Here is a 16,878-nt window from a genome sequence, read left to right as displayed (position 1 = left end):
TTCTTGTTTCAAAGCACAAAAGATAATTCTTTGATTTATGCCTTTAAATAATTTATTTACTTGGTAGCTGTCGTACCCTACTATGGTACGACAGCTACCAAGCTAAGGTACGACGACTACCTAACAGTGGTACGAAAGATACCACCCGGTGGTATTCTCGCTACCCAACAGTGGTATCGGGAATATTGCCCGGAGGTATCTTGTATAAGAATCGGGATGGAAAAGTTTTTGGTGGGTGGGGAGGCAGAGGAAATAATTGCCTGTGTTTTTTGATAATTGAAAGATTAACGCTAATTTTGCACGCTCAAATTGGAGAATGAAATAAAGTATAAATCAAATAAATAATTGTCAGAATGAACGTTTCATTGCAAAACATTGACAAAGTAAGCGCCTTGCTTACTGTAAAGCTTGAGAAAGCAGACTATCAGGAAAAGGTAGACAAATCATTGAAGAACTTCCGTCAGAAAGCTCAAATCCCCGGTTTCCGTAAAGGTATGGTTCCGATGAGCCTGGTAAAGAAGATGTATGGTAAGTCGGTATTGGCTGAAGAGGTTAATAAGCTTCTTTCTGATTCCGTATATAAGTATATTCAAGATAACAAAGTGAATATACTTGGCGAACCTCTGCCTAACGAAGACAAGCAGAAGGAAATCGACTTCGATACAATGGAAGAGTTTGAATTCTTGTTCGACATAGCTTTGGCTCCGGAATTCAAAGCTGAGGTTGCTGCTGATGATAAGGTAGATTACTATACGATTGATGTAACCGAAGAAATGGTTAACAACCAAGTAAAGGCTTACACACAACGTAACGGCAAATACGAAAAGGTAGATGCTTACGCTGACAACGATATGCTGAAAGGTTTGCTCGCCGAATTGGATGCGGAAGGCAATACCAAAGAAGGCGGTATTCAGGTAGAAGGTGCTGTGATGATGCCGGCTTATATGAAGAACGATGAGCAGAAAGCTATCTTCGCTAATGCTAAGGTAAACGACGTGCTCGTATTCAACCCTCATACTGCATGGGACGGTAATGCTGCCGAACTTGCTTCTCTCTTGAAGGTTGACAAGGAAGTTGCCCCTGAAATGAAATCTAACTTCAGCTTCCAGGTAGAGGAAATCACTCGTTTCGTGGAAGGCGAACTGAATCAGGAAATCTTCGACCAGGTGTTTGGCGAAGGTGTTGTCAAGACCGAAGAGGAATTCCGTGCTAAGGTAAAAGAAATCATTGCTAACCAGTTTGTAGCTGACAGCGATTATAAGTTCCTGTTGGATGCTCGCAAGATGTTGATGGAAAAGGTTGGTAAACTGGAATTCCCGGATGCATTGCTTAAGCGTATCATGCGCCTGAACAACCAAGACAAGGACGAAAAGTTCGTAGAAGACAATTACGACAAGAGCATCGAAGAGCTGACTTGGCATCTGATTAAAGAACAGTTGGTGAAAGCTAACGACATCAAAGTTGAACAAGACGACATCCTCAACATGGCAAAAGAATCTACCCGTGCACAGTTTGCACAGTACGGTATGTTGAGCGTGCCCGATGAAATCCTCGACAACTACGCCAAAGAAATGTTGAAGAAGAAAGAAAGCATCGAAGGATTGGTGAACCGCGTTGTTGAAACGAAGTTGGCTTCAGCTCTGAAAACTCAGGTAAAGCTGGAAAACAAGAACATCTCAGCTGAAGAGTTCAATAAAATGTTTGAATAAGATTTTGACGGATAACCGTTGACTTTTATAAAGAAACACAGAGTTTGACAAACTATAACTCTGTGTTTTTTTGTGTCTCTGTGTTCTTTTTCGTTTCTTTGCATTCACATTAAAAATTAAAAACAGAAAGAAAATGGATGATTTTAGAAAATACGCTACCAAGCATTTAGGAATGAACAGCTTGGTGCTGGACGACGTGATTAAGTCACAAGCCGGGTATTTAAATCCCTATATCTTGGAAGAACGCCAACTGAATGTAACCCAGCTGGACGTGTTCTCCCGCCTGATGATGGACCGTATCATTTTTCTCGGTACACAGATAGACGACTACACGGCCAATACTTTGCAGGCCCAGTTGTTGTATCTGGACTCCGTAGACCCGGGTAAGGACATCTCTATCTATATCAACTCACCGGGCGGCTCGGTATATGCCGGACTGGGTATCTATGACACCATGCAGTTCATCAGCAGTGATGTCGCTACCATTTGTACCGGTATGGCTGCCAGTATGGCTGCCGTGTTGCTGGTGGCCGGTGCGGAAGGCAAGCGTTCTGCGCTGACCCACTCGCGTGTGATGATTCACCAGCCGATGGGCGGTGCACAAGGACAGGCTTCGGACATTGAAATCACAGCACGCGAAATTCAAAAATTGAAGAAAGAACTTTATACTATCATAGCCGACCACTCGCATACTCCTTTCGACAAGGTGTGGGCTGATTCTGACCGCGACTACTGGATGACGGCACAGGAAGCTAAAGAGTACGGTATGATAGACCAAGTCTATACGAAGAAATAAATATGGCAGACTCTAAACGAAACAAAAACAGATGCAGTTTCTGCGGGCGTTCGGAGGATGAAGTCGGTTTCCTCATAACGGGGATGAACGGTTACATCTGTGACAGCTGTGCTACTCAAGCCTATGAGATTACTCAGGAGGCTTTGAGTGCCGGGAAAGGCGATGGCGCAGCGAAACTGAACCTGAAAGAACTTCCTAAACCTGTAGAGATAAAGAATTTTCTCGATCAGTATGTTATCGGGCAGGATGATGCAAAGCGTTTCCTGGCGGTATCTGTGTACAACCATTATAAACGTCTGTTGCAGAAAACGGGCGATGATGATGTCGAGATTGAAAAATCCAATATTATCATGGTGGGCAGCACCGGAACCGGCAAGACCTTGCTTGCCCGTACCATTGCCAAGCTGCTCCATGTCCCCTTTACGATTGTAGATGCAACTGTACTGACGGAAGCCGGTTATGTAGGCGAGGATATTGAGAGTATCCTTACCCGTCTTTTGCAAGTGGCTGACTATAATGTGGCGCAAGCGGAGCAAGGTATTGTGTTTATAGATGAGATAGATAAAATAGCCCGTAAGAGTGACAATCCTTCCATCACCCGTGATGTGAGCGGCGAAGGCGTGCAGCAGGGATTGCTGAAGTTGCTGGAGGGCTCAGTTGTGAATGTTCCCCCTCAGGGCGGGCGCAAGCATCCCGACCAAAAGATGATTCCGGTGAACACCAAGAATATTTTGTTTATTTGCGGTGGTGCATTTGACGGTATCGAGAAGAAAATAGCGCAACGGCTCAACACCAATGTCGTAGGATATGGTGCAGTGCGCAGTACGGCTGCCATTGACAAGAATAATATGATGCAGTACATTGCTCCGCAGGATTTGAAGTCATTTGGTCTGATTCCTGAGATTATCGGCCGCCTGCCGGTACTGACTTATCTGAATCCGCTGGACCGTACGGCATTGCGTGCCATTCTGACGGAACCGAAGAATTCCATAATCAAGCAATACATCAAACTGTTTGAGATGGATGGAGTGAAGCTGACTTTTGAAGATGCGGTGTTTGAATACATCGTAGACAAAGCTATTGAATACAAGCTGGGAGCTCGTGGTTTACGTTCCATAGTAGAAACTATTATGATGGATGTGATGTTTGAAATCCCTTCCGAACACAAAGATAGCCTTGTAGTAACTTTAGATTATGCCCGTCGCCAGTTGGAAAAAGCCAATATGGCAAGGCTTCAAAGTGCTTAAAATCAAAAGGTAATACAAATAAAGCTGACTTTTTTGTGTTTTATTGAAAAATATTCGGCGGATTATGCTTGAAATTTAAGAAGTTGTTTATAACTTTGTTAGAGTTCTTGAAAACAAAAATGCCTTATAGTGGGCATGATTAATTGCTTAACTCAATAAACAACCTAATGAATCATGGCAGGGAAGAAGATTAATTTGACAGACCAGCTGAAGAACTACTTCGGGTTCGACACTTTTAAAGGAAATCAGGAAGCAATCATACAGAACCTGTTGGCAGGTAACGATACTTTCGTATTGATGCCCACCGGCGGTGGAAAGTCTTTGTGCTATCAGTTGCCTTCTTTGTTAATGGACGGTACGGCTATCGTGATTTCTCCTTTGATTGCCTTGATGAAGAATCAAGTCGACGCGATGCGTAACTTCAGTGAGGAGGACGGCATAGCCCATTTCATTAATTCTTCCCTCAATAAAAGCGCGATAGACCAAGTGAAGTCTGACATTCTTGCCGGAAGGACGAAATTGCTGTATGTGGCTCCGGAATCTTTGACAAAAGAAGAAAACGTAGAGTTCCTGAAAACAGTGAAGATTTCCTTCTACGCTGTAGATGAAGCCCATTGTATCTCAGAATGGGGGCATGACTTCCGTCCGGAATATCGCCGTATACGTCCCATTATCAATGAAATCGGAAAAGCTCCGCTTATAGCATTGACCGCGACCGCTACACCGAAAGTGCAGCACGATATCCAGAAGAATCTGGGTATGATAGAGGCACAAGTGTACAAGTCGTCGTTCAATCGCCCGAACCTTTATTATGAAGTACGTCCTAAGACTGTAAATGTGGATAAGGACATCATCAAGTTCATCAAGAACAATCCGGAGAAGTCGGGCATCATCTATTGCCTGAGCCGGAAGAAGGTGGAAGAACTTGCTGAAATACTTCAGGCAAACGGCATTAATGCCCGTGCCTATCATGCCGGGATGGATTCGGCCACACGAACACAGAATCAAGATGATTTCCTAATGGAAAAGATTGATGTAATTGTGGCTACCATTGCTTTCGGTATGGGTATTGACAAGCCTGACGTGCGTTATGTGATTCACTATGATATACCGAAAAGCCTGGAGGGATATTATCAGGAAACCGGACGTGCCGGCAGAGATGGAGGCGAAGGACAGTGTATTACGTTTTATACTAATAAAGACCTGCAGAAACTGGAAAAGTTTATGCAAGGCAAGCCTGTTGCAGAGCAGGAAATTGGCAAGCAGCTTCTGTTGGAAACAGCTGCGTATGCCGAATCGTCCGTTTGCCGCCGAAAGACGTTATTACACTATTTCGGTGAGGAGTATACGGAGGAAAATTGTGGAAATTGTGACAACTGTTTAAATCCGAAAAAACAAGTGGAAGCTCAGGAATTATTGTGCACCGTAATAGAAGCGATTCTTGCGGTAAAAGAAAATTTTAAAGCAGACTATATTATAGACATTATACAAGGAAAAGAAACTTCTGAAGTGCAGGCGCATCTGCATGAAGATTTGGAAGTGTTCGGCTCCGGTATGGGAGAAGAAGACAAAACTTGGAATGCTGTTATCCGCCAGGCATTGATTGCCGGTTATTTGACTAAGGAAGTTGAAAACTATGGTTTGTTGAAGGTGACAGAGGAAGGAAAGAAGTTCCTGAAGCATCCTAAGTCTTTTAAGATTACGGAGGATAATGATTTTGAGGAAGTGGAAGAAGAAGCACCGGCACGCGGTGGTGGCGCTTGTGCGGTAGACCCTGCACTCTACTCCATGCTGAAGGACTTGCGTAAGAAACTCTCCAAGAAATTGGAAGTACCACCCTATGTTATATTCCAAGATCCTTCTTTGGAAGCAATGGCAACTATCTATCCGGTGACTTTGGATGAGTTGCAGAATATTCCGGGCGTGGGAGCCGGCAAGGCAAAACGCTATGGTGAAGAGTTCTGCAAGCTGATTAAACGTCATTGTGAAGAGAATGAAATAGAACGTCCTGAGGATTTGCGTGTCCGCACCGTAGCCAATAAGTCTAAGATGAAAGTGGCTATTATCCAAGCTATTGACCGTAAGGTGGCTTTAGATGATATCGCCATGTCGAAAGGTATAGAATTTGAAGAGTTGCTGGATGAAATAGAAGCTATTGTTTATTCCGGTACGAAATTGAATATCGACTACTTCTTGGAAGATATTATGGACGAAGACCACCTGCTGGATATATACGATTATTTTAAAGAATCTACTACGGACGATATTGATGATGCCTTGGATGAATTGGGCGATGATTTCACGGAAGAAGAAGTACGTTTGGTACGTATCAAATTTATCTCTGAAATGGCAAATTAGTCTCCGGACTGTGATTTAAAAAAAGAAAAAAAATATTGCGTGTAAATATACGAAATGGAATAAAAACCGTATATTTGCACGCAATAAATTTTAAACGCATAGCCCTATGTCATTTATTGCTGATAAGATTGTAATGGACGGATTGACTTATGATGATGTTTTGTTAATCCCTGCTTACTCTGAGGTACTTCCTAAAACAGTCGAGCTTTCGACTAAGTTTTCACGCAACATTGAGTTAAAAATCCCGTTTGTAACAGCCGCAATGGATACTGTTACCGAAGCGAAAATGGCTATTGCCATCGCTCGCGAAGGCGGTATCGGTGTTATTCATAAGAATATGTCTATTGAGGAGCAAGCTCGTCAGGTTGCTATTGTAAAACGTGCTGAAAACGGTATGATTTATGATCCGGTAACTATCAAGAGAGGCTCTTCGGTTGCTGATGCTTTGGGGCTGATGGCAGAGTATAAAATCGGTGGTATTCCGGTGGTGGACGATGAGAAACGTTTGGTGGGAATTGTTACCAATCGTGACCTTCGCTTTGAGAAAGACCACAACAAGCGCATTGATGAAGTGATGACTAAAGAAAACATTGTCACTACTAACCAAACAACCGACCTGGAAGCTGCCGCTCAAATTCTGCAAGAACATAAAATAGAAAAACTGCCGGTTGTTGATAAAGACAATAAGCTGGTAGGTTTGATTACTTATAAGGATATTACCAAAGCCAAAGACAAACCGATGGCTTGCAAGGATAGCAAGGGGCGTCTTCGTGTAGCTGCCGGTGTTGGTGTAACGGCCGATACGTTGGAACGTATGCAGGCGTTGGTTGATGCCGGAGCGGATGCTATTGTGATTGATACGGCTCATGGACATTCTATGTTTGTAATTGAGAAACTGAAAGAAGCCAAGAAACGTTTCCCGGACATTGACATCGTAGTGGGTAACATTGCTACCGGAGAGGCTGCGAAGGCATTGGTTGCCGCCGGTGCCGACGGAGTAAAGGTCGGTATCGGTCCGGGTTCCATCTGTACCACTCGTGTGGTAGCCGGTGTGGGCGTTCCTCAGCTGTCTGCCGTGTATGATGTGGCTAAAGCGTTGAAAGGTACGGGCATTCCTTTGATTGCCGACGGTGGTCTGCGCTATTCCGGTGACGTTGTGAAGGCTTTGGCTGCCGGAGGTTATTCGGTAATGATTGGTTCTTTGGTTGCCGGAACGGAAGAGTCTCCGGGCGAAACGATTATTTTTAACGGACGTAAATTCAAGTCTTATCGCGGCATGGGCTCTTTGGAGGCTATGGAACATGGTTCTAAAGATCGTTATTTCCAAAGTAGCACAAGTGATGTGAAGAAGCTTGTTCCGGAAGGCATTGCAGCCCGTGTCCCTTACAAGGGAACTTTGTATGAGGTGATTTATCAGTTGACCGGAGGTTTGCGTGCAGGTATGGGGTATTGCGGTGCAGCCAATATTGAAAAGCTGCATGATGCTAAATTCACCCGTATCACCAATGCCGGTGTGCTTGAGAGCCATCCGCATGATGTTGCTATCACCAGTGAGGCTCCGAACTACAGCCGCCCTGAATAGAGAATTTTCATTCATGAAGATAATATGCCCGGAGAGTAAACTATACTTTTCGGGCATTGTTTGTTTCTTCTTAATACACTTGTTGCGTGCGTTTGATATACTTACTATTTGTTTTTGATATACTTGAAACGCTTTTTTGATGTACATGCTATTTGATTCCGCTTATTTTAATAAAATATGATGAAGATGAGAAGTTTTTGGATGATGCTTTTTCTGTGGTTGAGCTGGAATGCTTCCTCTCAATCGGATTTGGTGTTGATGCGTATCAATGGAAAGGATGTGATGCGTTCAGAGTTTGAGTATAGCTACAACAAGGATAAAGTATCGCTTACTCCCAAACAGGCTACGCCGGAAAAATATGTGGAGCGGTTTGTGAATTTCAAACTGAAAGTGGCTGCTGCCGAAGCTGCCGGATTGGATACGGTTCTTGTTCTCCGCGAGAGAGTGGAAAACTATCGTAATCGATTGATAGAATCATATCTGACCGATACAATTGCAGCGGAGCGTGCAGCCCGGCAGTTGTATGATAAAATGAAAGCCGGCCATCGCGTTGGACAGGTGCGTGTGAAGCATATTTTTAAATATCTTTCTCAGACAATCCCCGGTCATGCGCTTCGTGATGCAGTAGCCCATATGGATTCCATTTATGAATACCTCCGGAGGAATCCTGCGAGTGAGGTTTTTGATGCCTGTGTAGAGCGCTACTCTGATGATAAACATACATTTTGGGTAAGTTGGTTGCAGATGCCGATGGAGTTTGAAGATGTCGTTTTCGATTTGTCGGCGGGAGAAATATCGCAACCTTTTTTTACTCCGCAAGGTATTCATATTGTAAAGGTCCTTGAACGGAAAGGAATACCTCCTTTTGAGGACGTGAGGGAAGAAATAATGGCTCGTCAGGCGCAACGCCACGGACCGGACCGGGGAGCGAAGGCGAAGGTTGAGAAATTAAAGAAAGAGTATCAATACATCCCCGATAAAGTTGGTATGGATGAGCTGGTGAATTCAGGACGAACAAGCCGCACACTGTTTACGTTGGCAGGTAAAAACTATACGGGGAATGATTTTGCCCGTTTTGCTGCAGCATATCCGGCGGGCGTTCGCAAACAATTGGATGCTTTTATAATGAAAACTGTATTCGATTATGAGAATACACGTTTAGAACAAAAATATCCGGACTTTCGTCGGTTAGTGCAAGGTTACAAGGAACAGCTGATGTTAAATAAAATCACAGAAAAAGAAGTCTGTGAACGGGCTGCAACGGATGAGGCCGGATTGAAAAACTACTTTGAGAAATATCGTTCAAAGTATCAGTGGAAAGAACCACGTTATAAAGGCGCCGTCCTGCATGGTGTAAGTAAACGTGTTGTCAAACAAGCGCGTAAGTTCTTGAAAAGCTTGCCGGAAGAAGAATGGAAGGATGCAATCCGTCTGACTTTTAATGCCGGTGCGCAACCGCAGATACGGTTGGAACAAGGGACGTTTGCTCCCGGTGACAACGTGTATGTTGATGATGTGATATTCAAAGGGAAAGAGGCAACGCCTATGGTGTCATTCCCTTTTACCGTTGTGCTGGGTAAGAAAGTGAAAGGTCCGGAAGACTATCTGGAAGTGAAAGACCGGCTTGTCACAGATTATCAGAGTTATTTGGACAGCCAGTGGATAGCTCGTTTGCGCGCTTCTGCTAAGGTTGAAATAAACCAAGAGGTTTTAAAAACCGTTAATAATCACTGATGCAACCGATTAAAGCCGTATCTTCGTACCTTAAAATATAGTAAATATCAGTTGGTGATGCGAACAACCTGTTTGGGGCTTTTTATTCTTCTTTTCTGTGGGGCATGCAAGGAACAGCACGACCATGGAGGGCGGACACCGTTGGTGGAATTGGATGGCAACTTCCTTTACTACGAGGACTTGCAGACGGTACTTCCTGCGGATTTGTCGAAAGATGACAGTCTGTTGTTTGCGGAGCATTATATCCGTAACTGGGCGGAAGATGTGCTGCTGTACGAGAAAGCGCAAAGCAATATTCCTAATAGCGGTGAGATTGACAAGTTGGTGGAGAACTACCGGAAAGCGTTGATTATGCATACCTATCAACAGGAATTGATAAATCAAACCCTTTCCGAAGAAATCTCGGAAACAGAACTGACCGATTATTATGAGAAACATCAGGAACTTTTCAAGGTAGAGCGTCCTTTGATGAAGGGATTGTTTATCAAAGTCCCTCTGACGGCTCCCCAGCTGAGTAATGTTCGCCGTTGGTATAAGACGGAAACCCGCGAAGCCGTAGAGCATCTGGAGAAATACAGTTTGCAGAATGCTGTAAAGTATGAGTACTTCTATGACAAGTGGGTACCGATAGCCGAAGTTATGGATTTGATGCCGCTGCAAGTGCCCGATGCGGGAGAATACCTGAATAAGAACCGCCATGTGGAATTAAAAGATACAGCTTTTCATTATTTTCTGAACGTAAGCGACTATCGTGCGGCGGGCGAACAGGAACCGTACGAGTTTGCCCGTACCCAAGTGAAGGACATGATGCTGAATATGAAGCAGGTGGAGTTTATGAAACAAGTGAAAGAAGACTTGTATCAACGTGCTGAGAAAAGAGACAAGATTAAATATTATTAGTATAAGACACCAAGAATGAAAAAGTGTATGAACTTTAAGTTTGTAGTTTTATTTGCCTTGACGCTGTTAGCCGGTTCTACCGTTTATGCACAAGACAATGTGATTGACGAGGTTGTATGGGTAGTAGGCGACGAGGCTATATTAAAGTCTGAAGTGGAAGAGGCGCGTATGAGTGCTTTGTACGAAGGACGTAAATTCGACCGAGACCCTTATTGCGTGATTCCGGAAGAAATAGCCGTACAAAAGTTATTCCTGCATCAGGCGGCACTCGATAGTATTGAAGTTTCCGAAGCCGAGGTTATCCAGCGCGTGGATTATATGACGAATATGTATATTACCAATATCGGCTCTCGCGAAAAAATGGAAGAGTACTTCAATAAGACCTCCAGCCAGATTCGCGAGACTTTGCGCGACAACGCCCGCGAAGGTTTGAAAGTGCAGAAAATGCAGCAGAAGCTGGTTGGTGAAATTAAGATAACGCCCGCCGAGGTGCGCCGTTATTTCAAGGATTTGCCTCAAGACAGTATTCCCTATATCCCGACTCAGGTAGAAGTGCAGATTATCACTCAACAGCCGAAAGTCCCTTTGGAAGAGATTGAAAACGTAAAGAAGCGTTTGCGCGATTTTACGGAACGTATCACGAAAGGAGAAACCAGTTTCTCTACGTTGGCGCGTATGTACTCTGAAGACCGTATGTCGGCAATCCGGGGCGGAGAAATAGAATTCTCCGGTAGAGGTATGCTCGACCCCGCTTATGCCAGTGTGGCTTTCAACTTGCAAGATCCCAACAAAGTGTCTAAAATCGTAGAATCGGAATATGGTTTTCACATCATACAGCTGATAGAAAAGCGTGGAGATCGTATCAAGACACGTCACATCTTGTTGAAACCGCATGTGCCCGAAGAGGCGCTTACGGCAGGTATGGCACGTTTGGACTCCATAGCCGATGATATTCGTAACGGAAAGTTCTCTTTTGAGGAGGCTGCGTCGGTACTTTCACAGGACAAGGACACGCGCAACAATCACGGTCTGCTTCCTAATCCCAACAATAACACTTCTAAATTCGAGATGCAGGAATTGCCGCCTGAAATAGCCAAAGTGGTGGACAAGATGAAAGTAGGGGAAATCTCCGAAGCATTCACCATGATTCCGCAGAAGACCGGAAAAGAGGAGTGCGTCATTGTGAAGTTAAAGAGCCGTACCAACGGCCATAAGGCAACCGTTGCCGACGATTACCAGAACCTGAAAGAAATTGTTTTGGAGAAACGCCGTGACGAAATGCTGGACAAGTGGATTCGTGAAAAACAGAAACACACTTACGTCCGTATTAACGAAAATTGGAGAAACTGTACATTCAAGTATCCGGGATGGATAAAAGACTGATATTTGGTTTGATATGCTTGTTCGGCGTTTGTTTGTTAAGTGCGCAGGACAGGAAAAGTGAGCCTGACAAGAAAAAGAAACGTGTAGATTTGCTTTATGCCGATGAGGCGCAGGCGGATAAACAGTTGCGTCCCGATGTGCAGGTACTGATCGGTTCTGTCCGGATGAAGCATGACAGTATGTATATGTTTTGCGACAGTGCTCTGATTTACGAAAAAATCAATTCCGTAGAAGCATTCGGCAATGTCCGTATGGAGCAAGGGGACACCTTATTTATATATGGTGATTACTTGTATTACGACGGTATGTCGCAACTGGCCATGTTGCGCGAGAATGTCCGTATGATTAACCGCAATACAGAGCTTACTACGGACAGCTTGAACTATGACCGTCTTTATAATTTAGGATATTACTTTGACGGCGGTACGCTGACCGATGAAGAGAATGTGCTCACTTCCGAATGGGGCGAATACAGTCCGGCAACCAAACTGGCTGTTTTCAACCATGAGGTGAAGCTGGTAAATCCGAAGTTTGTCCTGACCTCCGATACCTTGAAATACAGTACGGAGTCCAAAATCGCAACAATTTTGGGCCCTTCCGACATTGTCAGCGACAAAAATCATATTTATTCGGAGCGTGGAGAATATAACACCGTTTCCGAGCAGGCGGAATTGCTGGATCGTTCTGTTTTGACAAACGAAGGCAAGAAACTTACGGGTGACAGCCTTTTCTACGACCGCAAGTTGGGATATGGCGAGGCTTTCAACAACGTCCAGATGAATGATACTATCAACAGGAATATGCTTACCGGCAATTATTGTTTCTACAATGAGCTGACGGGCAATGCCATTGCCACCCAGCGTGCCGTTGCCGTAGACTACTCTCAAGGTGACAGCCTTTTCATGCATGGCGATACCCTGCGGCTGGTAACTTATAATATGAATACCGACTCCGCCTATCGTGAGATGCGCGTCTATCATAAAGTGCGTGCTTATCGTACTGATGTGCAGGCTGTATGTGATTCTTTGGTTTACAACTCCAAAGATTCCTGTATGACGATGTATACAGATCCTATCTTGTGGCATGGCGCGCAGCAGTTGCTCGGTGAGGAGATAAAGGTCTACATGAATGACAGCACCATTGACTGGGCTCACATCATCAATCAGGCTTTGGCTGTGGAGCGGAAAGATTCCGTCCATTACAATCAAGTGACAGGAAAGGAGATGAAAGCCTTTTTCGAGAATGGAGATATGCGTCGTGTAGATGTGAACGGTAATGTCTTGATAATCTTCTATCCGGAGGAAAAAGACAGTACGATGATTGGTATGAACTATGCCGAGGGCAGCTTTCTGCGTATTTACCTTAAGGATCGCAAGATGGAAGAAGCCGCATTGATAGGCAAATCCAATGGTATATTGTATCCCATGGATCAAATACCGGCGGACAAGATGAGACTGCCCTCATTTGTATGGTTTGATTATATCCGTCCGCTGAACAAGTACGACATCTTTGAGTGGCGAGGTAAAAAAGCGGGTGAAACATTGCAGAAAAGTGACCGGAAACCTTTAACTTCGCCAAGAGATATGCATATAAAACGAACTAAAAAATAACGCTATGGGAATGTTTACAATGCGTAAGCCGCGAGGTTTTCACCATTCATACATCTATGTGAATGAACGGAAAGAGAAGCTGGCTAAAATGGAAGAAGATGCCAAGCGCGAATTAGGTATGTTGCCGGAAAAGGAGTTTTCGCCCGAAGATATCCGGGGAAAGTTCGTCGAAAGCACCACCCACCTGAAGCGCCGCAAGGAAAGCGGACGTAAACCTGTTCATTTGGGGATAATACTGGTGGTCATTGCTTTGCTGATATACCTGTGGTATGCCATAACCAACGGTATCATTTAAGTTCCTATATCTTAACTTTATATTTTATACTTTATACTTATCATGAGCGATATCATTCATTTGCTGCCCGATTCGGTTGCAAACCAGATTGCTGCCGGAGAGGTGATTCAACGTCCGGCATCTGTCATCAAAGAATTGGTAGAAAATGCGATTGATGCAGAAGCCGGAGAAATACATGTTTTGATTACGGATGCCGGGAAAACCTGCATTCAGGTCATTGACGATGGAAAGGGAATGTCCGAGACTGATGCCCGCTTGTCCTTTGAGCGCCATGCCACATCCAAGATACGCGAAGCCTCCGATTTGTTTGCCTTGCGCACAATGGGATTTCGCGGAGAGGCGTTGGCATCTATTGCTGCGGTGGCAGAGGTGGAGTTGAAAACCCGTCCGGCTAATGAGGAATTGGGCACGCGCTTGGTGATTGCCGGTTCTAAGGTGGAGAGTCAGGAGGCCGTATCTTGTCCTAAGGGAAGTAACTTTTCCGTAAAGAACCTCTTCTTCAATATTCCCGCCCGCCGCAAGTTTCTGAAAGCAAATTCAACGGAATTGAGCAACATCCTGACCGAGTTCGAGCGTATTGCTTTGGTGCATCCGGATGTGGCTTTCTATCTGTACAGCAATGATACCGAACTGTTCAACCTGCCCGTCATGCCGTTGCGCCAACGTATTCTTGCCGTATTCGGTAAGAAGTTGAACCAGCAATTATTGTCGGTAGATGTAAATACGACGATGATAAAAGTTTCCGGTTTTGTTGCGAAGCCGGAAACATCCCGGAAGAAAGGTGCGCATCAGTACTTTTTCGTAAACGGGCGTTATATGCGTCACCCATATTTCCATAAGGCGGTTATGGATGCCTACGAACAGCTGATTCCCGCCGGGGAACAAATATCCTATTTTATCTATTTTGAAGTAGACCCTGCCAACATAGATGTGAATATCCATCCTACAAAGACGGAAATCAAGTTTGAGAATGAACAGGCTATTTGGCAGATACTCTCGGCTGCCGTTAAAGAATCGCTTGGAAAGTTCAATGCCGTGCCGTCCATAGACTTCGATACGGAGGGTATGCCCGATATTCCGGCGTTTGAACAAAACCGTCCTATCGAACCGCCTAAGGTGCACTATAATGCAGATTTCAATCCTTTTAAAACCTCGTCCGCCTCTTCCTATGGCGGTGGAGGAAACTATTCCCGTCAGAGTGTGGAGTGGGAGGGCTTGTATTCCGGTTTGGAGAAAGCGAGCAAGATGAACGAACCTGCCGAGGAAGAACCGTTTGATTTTGAGGAGGCAGCTTCCGCCGTAACAGAACCGGTTGCAGCATCCCCGCAATCTTCTCCTTTGTATTCGGGTGAGCCTTCTACTATGGAGAAAGGTGCGCAGCACTTGCAGTTCAAGGGACGTTTTATACTTACTTCCGTAAAGTCCGGTTTGATGCTTATTGACCAGCATCGTGCGCATATACGTGTGCTGTTCGACCGATACATGAATCAGATTTGCCAGAAACAGGGGGTGTCTCAGGGAGTGCTGTTCCCGGAGATAATCCAATTGCCGGCTTCCGAAGCGGCGGTGCTGGAAAGCTTGTCGGATGATTTGGCGGCGGTAGGTTTCGACCTCAGCCCTTTGGGAGGGGGCAGTTATGCTATCAACGGTATTCCTTCCGGCATCGAGGGACTGAACCCCGTAGAACTGGTGCGCAGTATGGTGCATACCGCTATGGAGAAAGGCAATGATGTGAAGGAAGAAGTCCAGACCATCCTTGCGTTGACTTTGGCGCGTGCGGCGGCTATCGTTTACGGGCAGGTGCTGAGTAATGATGAAATGTCCAATCTGGTAGACAGCCTGTTTGCTTGTTCCACGCCCAACTATACGCCTGACGGACGTACGGTTCTTTCTACCATTAAAGAAGAAGATATTGAGAAACTGTTCCTGAAGTGATAATTTAAAAAAAATTTCCTCTTTTCAGAACCTTTTAGTTTTGCCGGTGTTAATTAATCAGTTTGAATGATAAAGAATTTAATTAACCAACTTAACTATTTTAGGTATATGAAAAAGATTCTAATGTTGCTGGCGTTGGCCGGCGTTTCTTCTGCCGCTATGGCACAGCAAAAACCTGTTGTTGTAGAACAGGTCGATATTATTCAGGTACAGGATAAGTACCAAGTGATAACAAATCCATTCTGGAGCAACTGGTTCTTCTCCATCGGGGGCGGTGCATCGGTGATGTATGGAGATAATGATCAGCAATTGGGCGATTTCGGTAAGCGCATCAGTCCTACGATGAATATCTCTGTCGGCAAATGGTTTACTCCGGGGCTGGGATTGCGTTTGCAGTATAGCGGTCTTCAGGCAAAAGGTTTCACGATGGATCCGTTTGCCGATTATGTAAAGGGTACTCAACGTGAAAACGGTTCGTACAAACAGCGTTTCGATTATATGAACTTCCACGGTGATGTAATGTTCAACCTGAATGCCCTGTTTGGCGGTTACAACCAGTACCGTGTATATGAAATCATCCCCTATTTGGGAGCCGGTATCACTCATAACTATACAAAGCCTCACCGCGAAGCTCTGTCGGTAAACGCCGGTATTATCAACCGCTTCCGCGTATCCAATGCAATAGATATTAATCTGGAGCTTAGCGCAATGGGTGTTGAAGACAAATTCGACGGAACAGTTGCCGGTAAGGGTTATGACGGTGTGTTCAGCGCTACTCTCGGTTTGACTTACCATTTCCCGAAACGCGGGTTCAACCGTCCGATGCCGCAGTTGATTTCCGCTCTTGAATTGTCTGCCATGCAGCAACAGATTGCCGAGATGGCTGCCGCCAACCAACAGTTGGAGTCAGCTCTGACCGCTGCACAGAACAGACCGGTAGAAGTTGCCGAAACCGAAGTGGTCGTTACCGATCCGAATATCGCACCGCGTACCGTATTCTTCAAGATTGGTTCTGCCGAGTTGTCACCTCGTGAGGTTATGAACATTTCTTATCTGGCAAAACAGATGCAAGAGTTCCCGAACGCAACTTACACTGTAAACGGTTATGCCGACTCTGCAACAGGTACTCCTGAGTTCAACAAAGAGTTGAGTTTGAAGCGTGCACAGGCTGTAGTGGATGTTTTGGTAAAGGATTACGGTATCTCTGCCGACCGCTTGACGATTTCTGCCGACGGTGGTGTTGACAAGTTCGGACAACCGATTCTGAACCGTGTAGTATTAGTGAAATCTGCCAACTAACAGATAAATAGAAAAGAACAAGGGCTGTAT

Annotated in this window: 12 protein-coding genes; all 12 read left to right on the top strand. The window is 44.9% G+C overall.

The genetic code is table 11. From position 1 onward, the window contains the following. The first annotated feature begins 353 nt into the window (after positions 1 to 353). The 12 genes from tig (at position 354) to DW121_RS07355 (ending at position 16,848) form a co-directional block, all read left to right on the top strand. The gene (gene tig / locus DW121_RS07410) at positions 354 to 1,709 is read left to right on the top strand and encodes a trigger factor (protein WP_117712249.1); all 1,356 of its coding nucleotides are present in this window, start codon (positions 354 to 356) and stop codon (positions 1,707 to 1,709) included. A 133-nt stretch (positions 1,710 to 1,842) separates the two neighbouring features. Further along, the gene (gene clpP / locus DW121_RS07405; protein ID WP_004288282.1) at positions 1,843 to 2,505 is read left to right on the top strand and encodes an ATP-dependent Clp endopeptidase proteolytic subunit ClpP; all 663 of its coding nucleotides are present in this window, start codon (positions 1,843 to 1,845) and stop codon (positions 2,503 to 2,505) included. Between the two features lie 2 nt (positions 2,506 to 2,507). Next, on the top strand, positions 2,508 to 3,752 hold the full coding sequence (clpX, locus tag DW121_RS07400; protein WP_117712247.1) for an ATP-dependent Clp protease ATP-binding subunit ClpX: 1,245 nt from the start codon (positions 2,508 to 2,510) through the stop codon (positions 3,750 to 3,752). A 174-nt stretch (positions 3,753 to 3,926) separates the two neighbouring features. Beyond that, on the top strand, positions 3,927 to 6,110 hold the full coding sequence (gene recQ, locus DW121_RS07395; protein ID WP_118323411.1) for a DNA helicase RecQ: 2,184 nt from the start codon (positions 3,927 to 3,929) through the stop codon (positions 6,108 to 6,110). 106 nt (positions 6,111 to 6,216) lie between these two features. Then, positions 6,217 to 7,692 carry an IMP dehydrogenase gene (gene guaB / locus DW121_RS07390; protein ID WP_117712244.1) on the top strand — a complete coding sequence of 492 codons (1,476 nt, stop codon included), beginning with the start codon at positions 6,217 to 6,219 and terminating at the stop codon, positions 7,690 to 7,692. A gap of 177 nt (positions 7,693 to 7,869) precedes the next feature. Next, positions 7,870 to 9,426 (top strand): peptidylprolyl isomerase, encoded by a 1,557-nt coding sequence (locus DW121_RS07385; protein ID WP_233555784.1) that lies wholly within the window; start codon positions 7,870 to 7,872, stop codon positions 9,424 to 9,426. 57 nt (positions 9,427 to 9,483) lie between these two features. Continuing rightward, positions 9,484 to 10,326, top strand: coding sequence for a peptidyl-prolyl cis-trans isomerase (locus DW121_RS07380; RefSeq protein WP_117712241.1), 843 nt, complete (start codon positions 9,484 to 9,486; stop codon positions 10,324 to 10,326). Positions 10,327 to 10,341: 15 nt separating this feature from the next. Further along, the gene (locus DW121_RS07375) at positions 10,342 to 11,709 is read left to right on the top strand and encodes a peptidylprolyl isomerase (protein ID WP_118323410.1); all 1,368 of its coding nucleotides are present in this window, start codon (positions 10,342 to 10,344) and stop codon (positions 11,707 to 11,709) included. Next, complete coding sequence (locus DW121_RS07370) at positions 11,694 to 13,319, top strand: OstA-like protein (RefSeq protein WP_118323409.1); 1,626 nt, start codon at positions 11,694 to 11,696, stop codon at positions 13,317 to 13,319. Before DW121_RS07375 ends, DW121_RS07370 begins: the two co-directional genes overlap by 16 nt. A gap of 4 nt (positions 13,320 to 13,323) precedes the next feature. Continuing rightward, a complete protein-coding gene (locus tag DW121_RS07365) occupies positions 13,324 to 13,614 on the top strand; it encodes a hypothetical protein (protein ID WP_117712236.1) in 291 nt (96 codons plus the stop codon). A gap of 42 nt (positions 13,615 to 13,656) precedes the next feature. After that, positions 13,657 to 15,549 (top strand): DNA mismatch repair endonuclease MutL, encoded by a 1,893-nt coding sequence (gene mutL, locus DW121_RS07360; protein WP_117712234.1) that lies wholly within the window; start codon positions 13,657 to 13,659, stop codon positions 15,547 to 15,549. Positions 15,550 to 15,657: 108 nt separating this feature from the next. Continuing rightward, entirely contained in the window at positions 15,658 to 16,848 is a 1,191-nt protein-coding gene (locus DW121_RS07355; protein WP_118323427.1) for an OmpA family protein, read from the top strand. The last annotated feature ends 30 nt before the right edge of the window (positions 16,849 to 16,878 follow it).

Source organism: Bacteroides sp. AM10-21B (assembly GCF_003472565.1).
GTDB classification, from domain to species: Bacteria; Bacteroidota; Bacteroidia; order Bacteroidales; family Bacteroidaceae; genus Bacteroides; species Bacteroides propionicigenes.
Note: the sequence above shows the minus strand (reverse complement) of the source record. Positions and strands in the feature narration are given on the sequence as shown.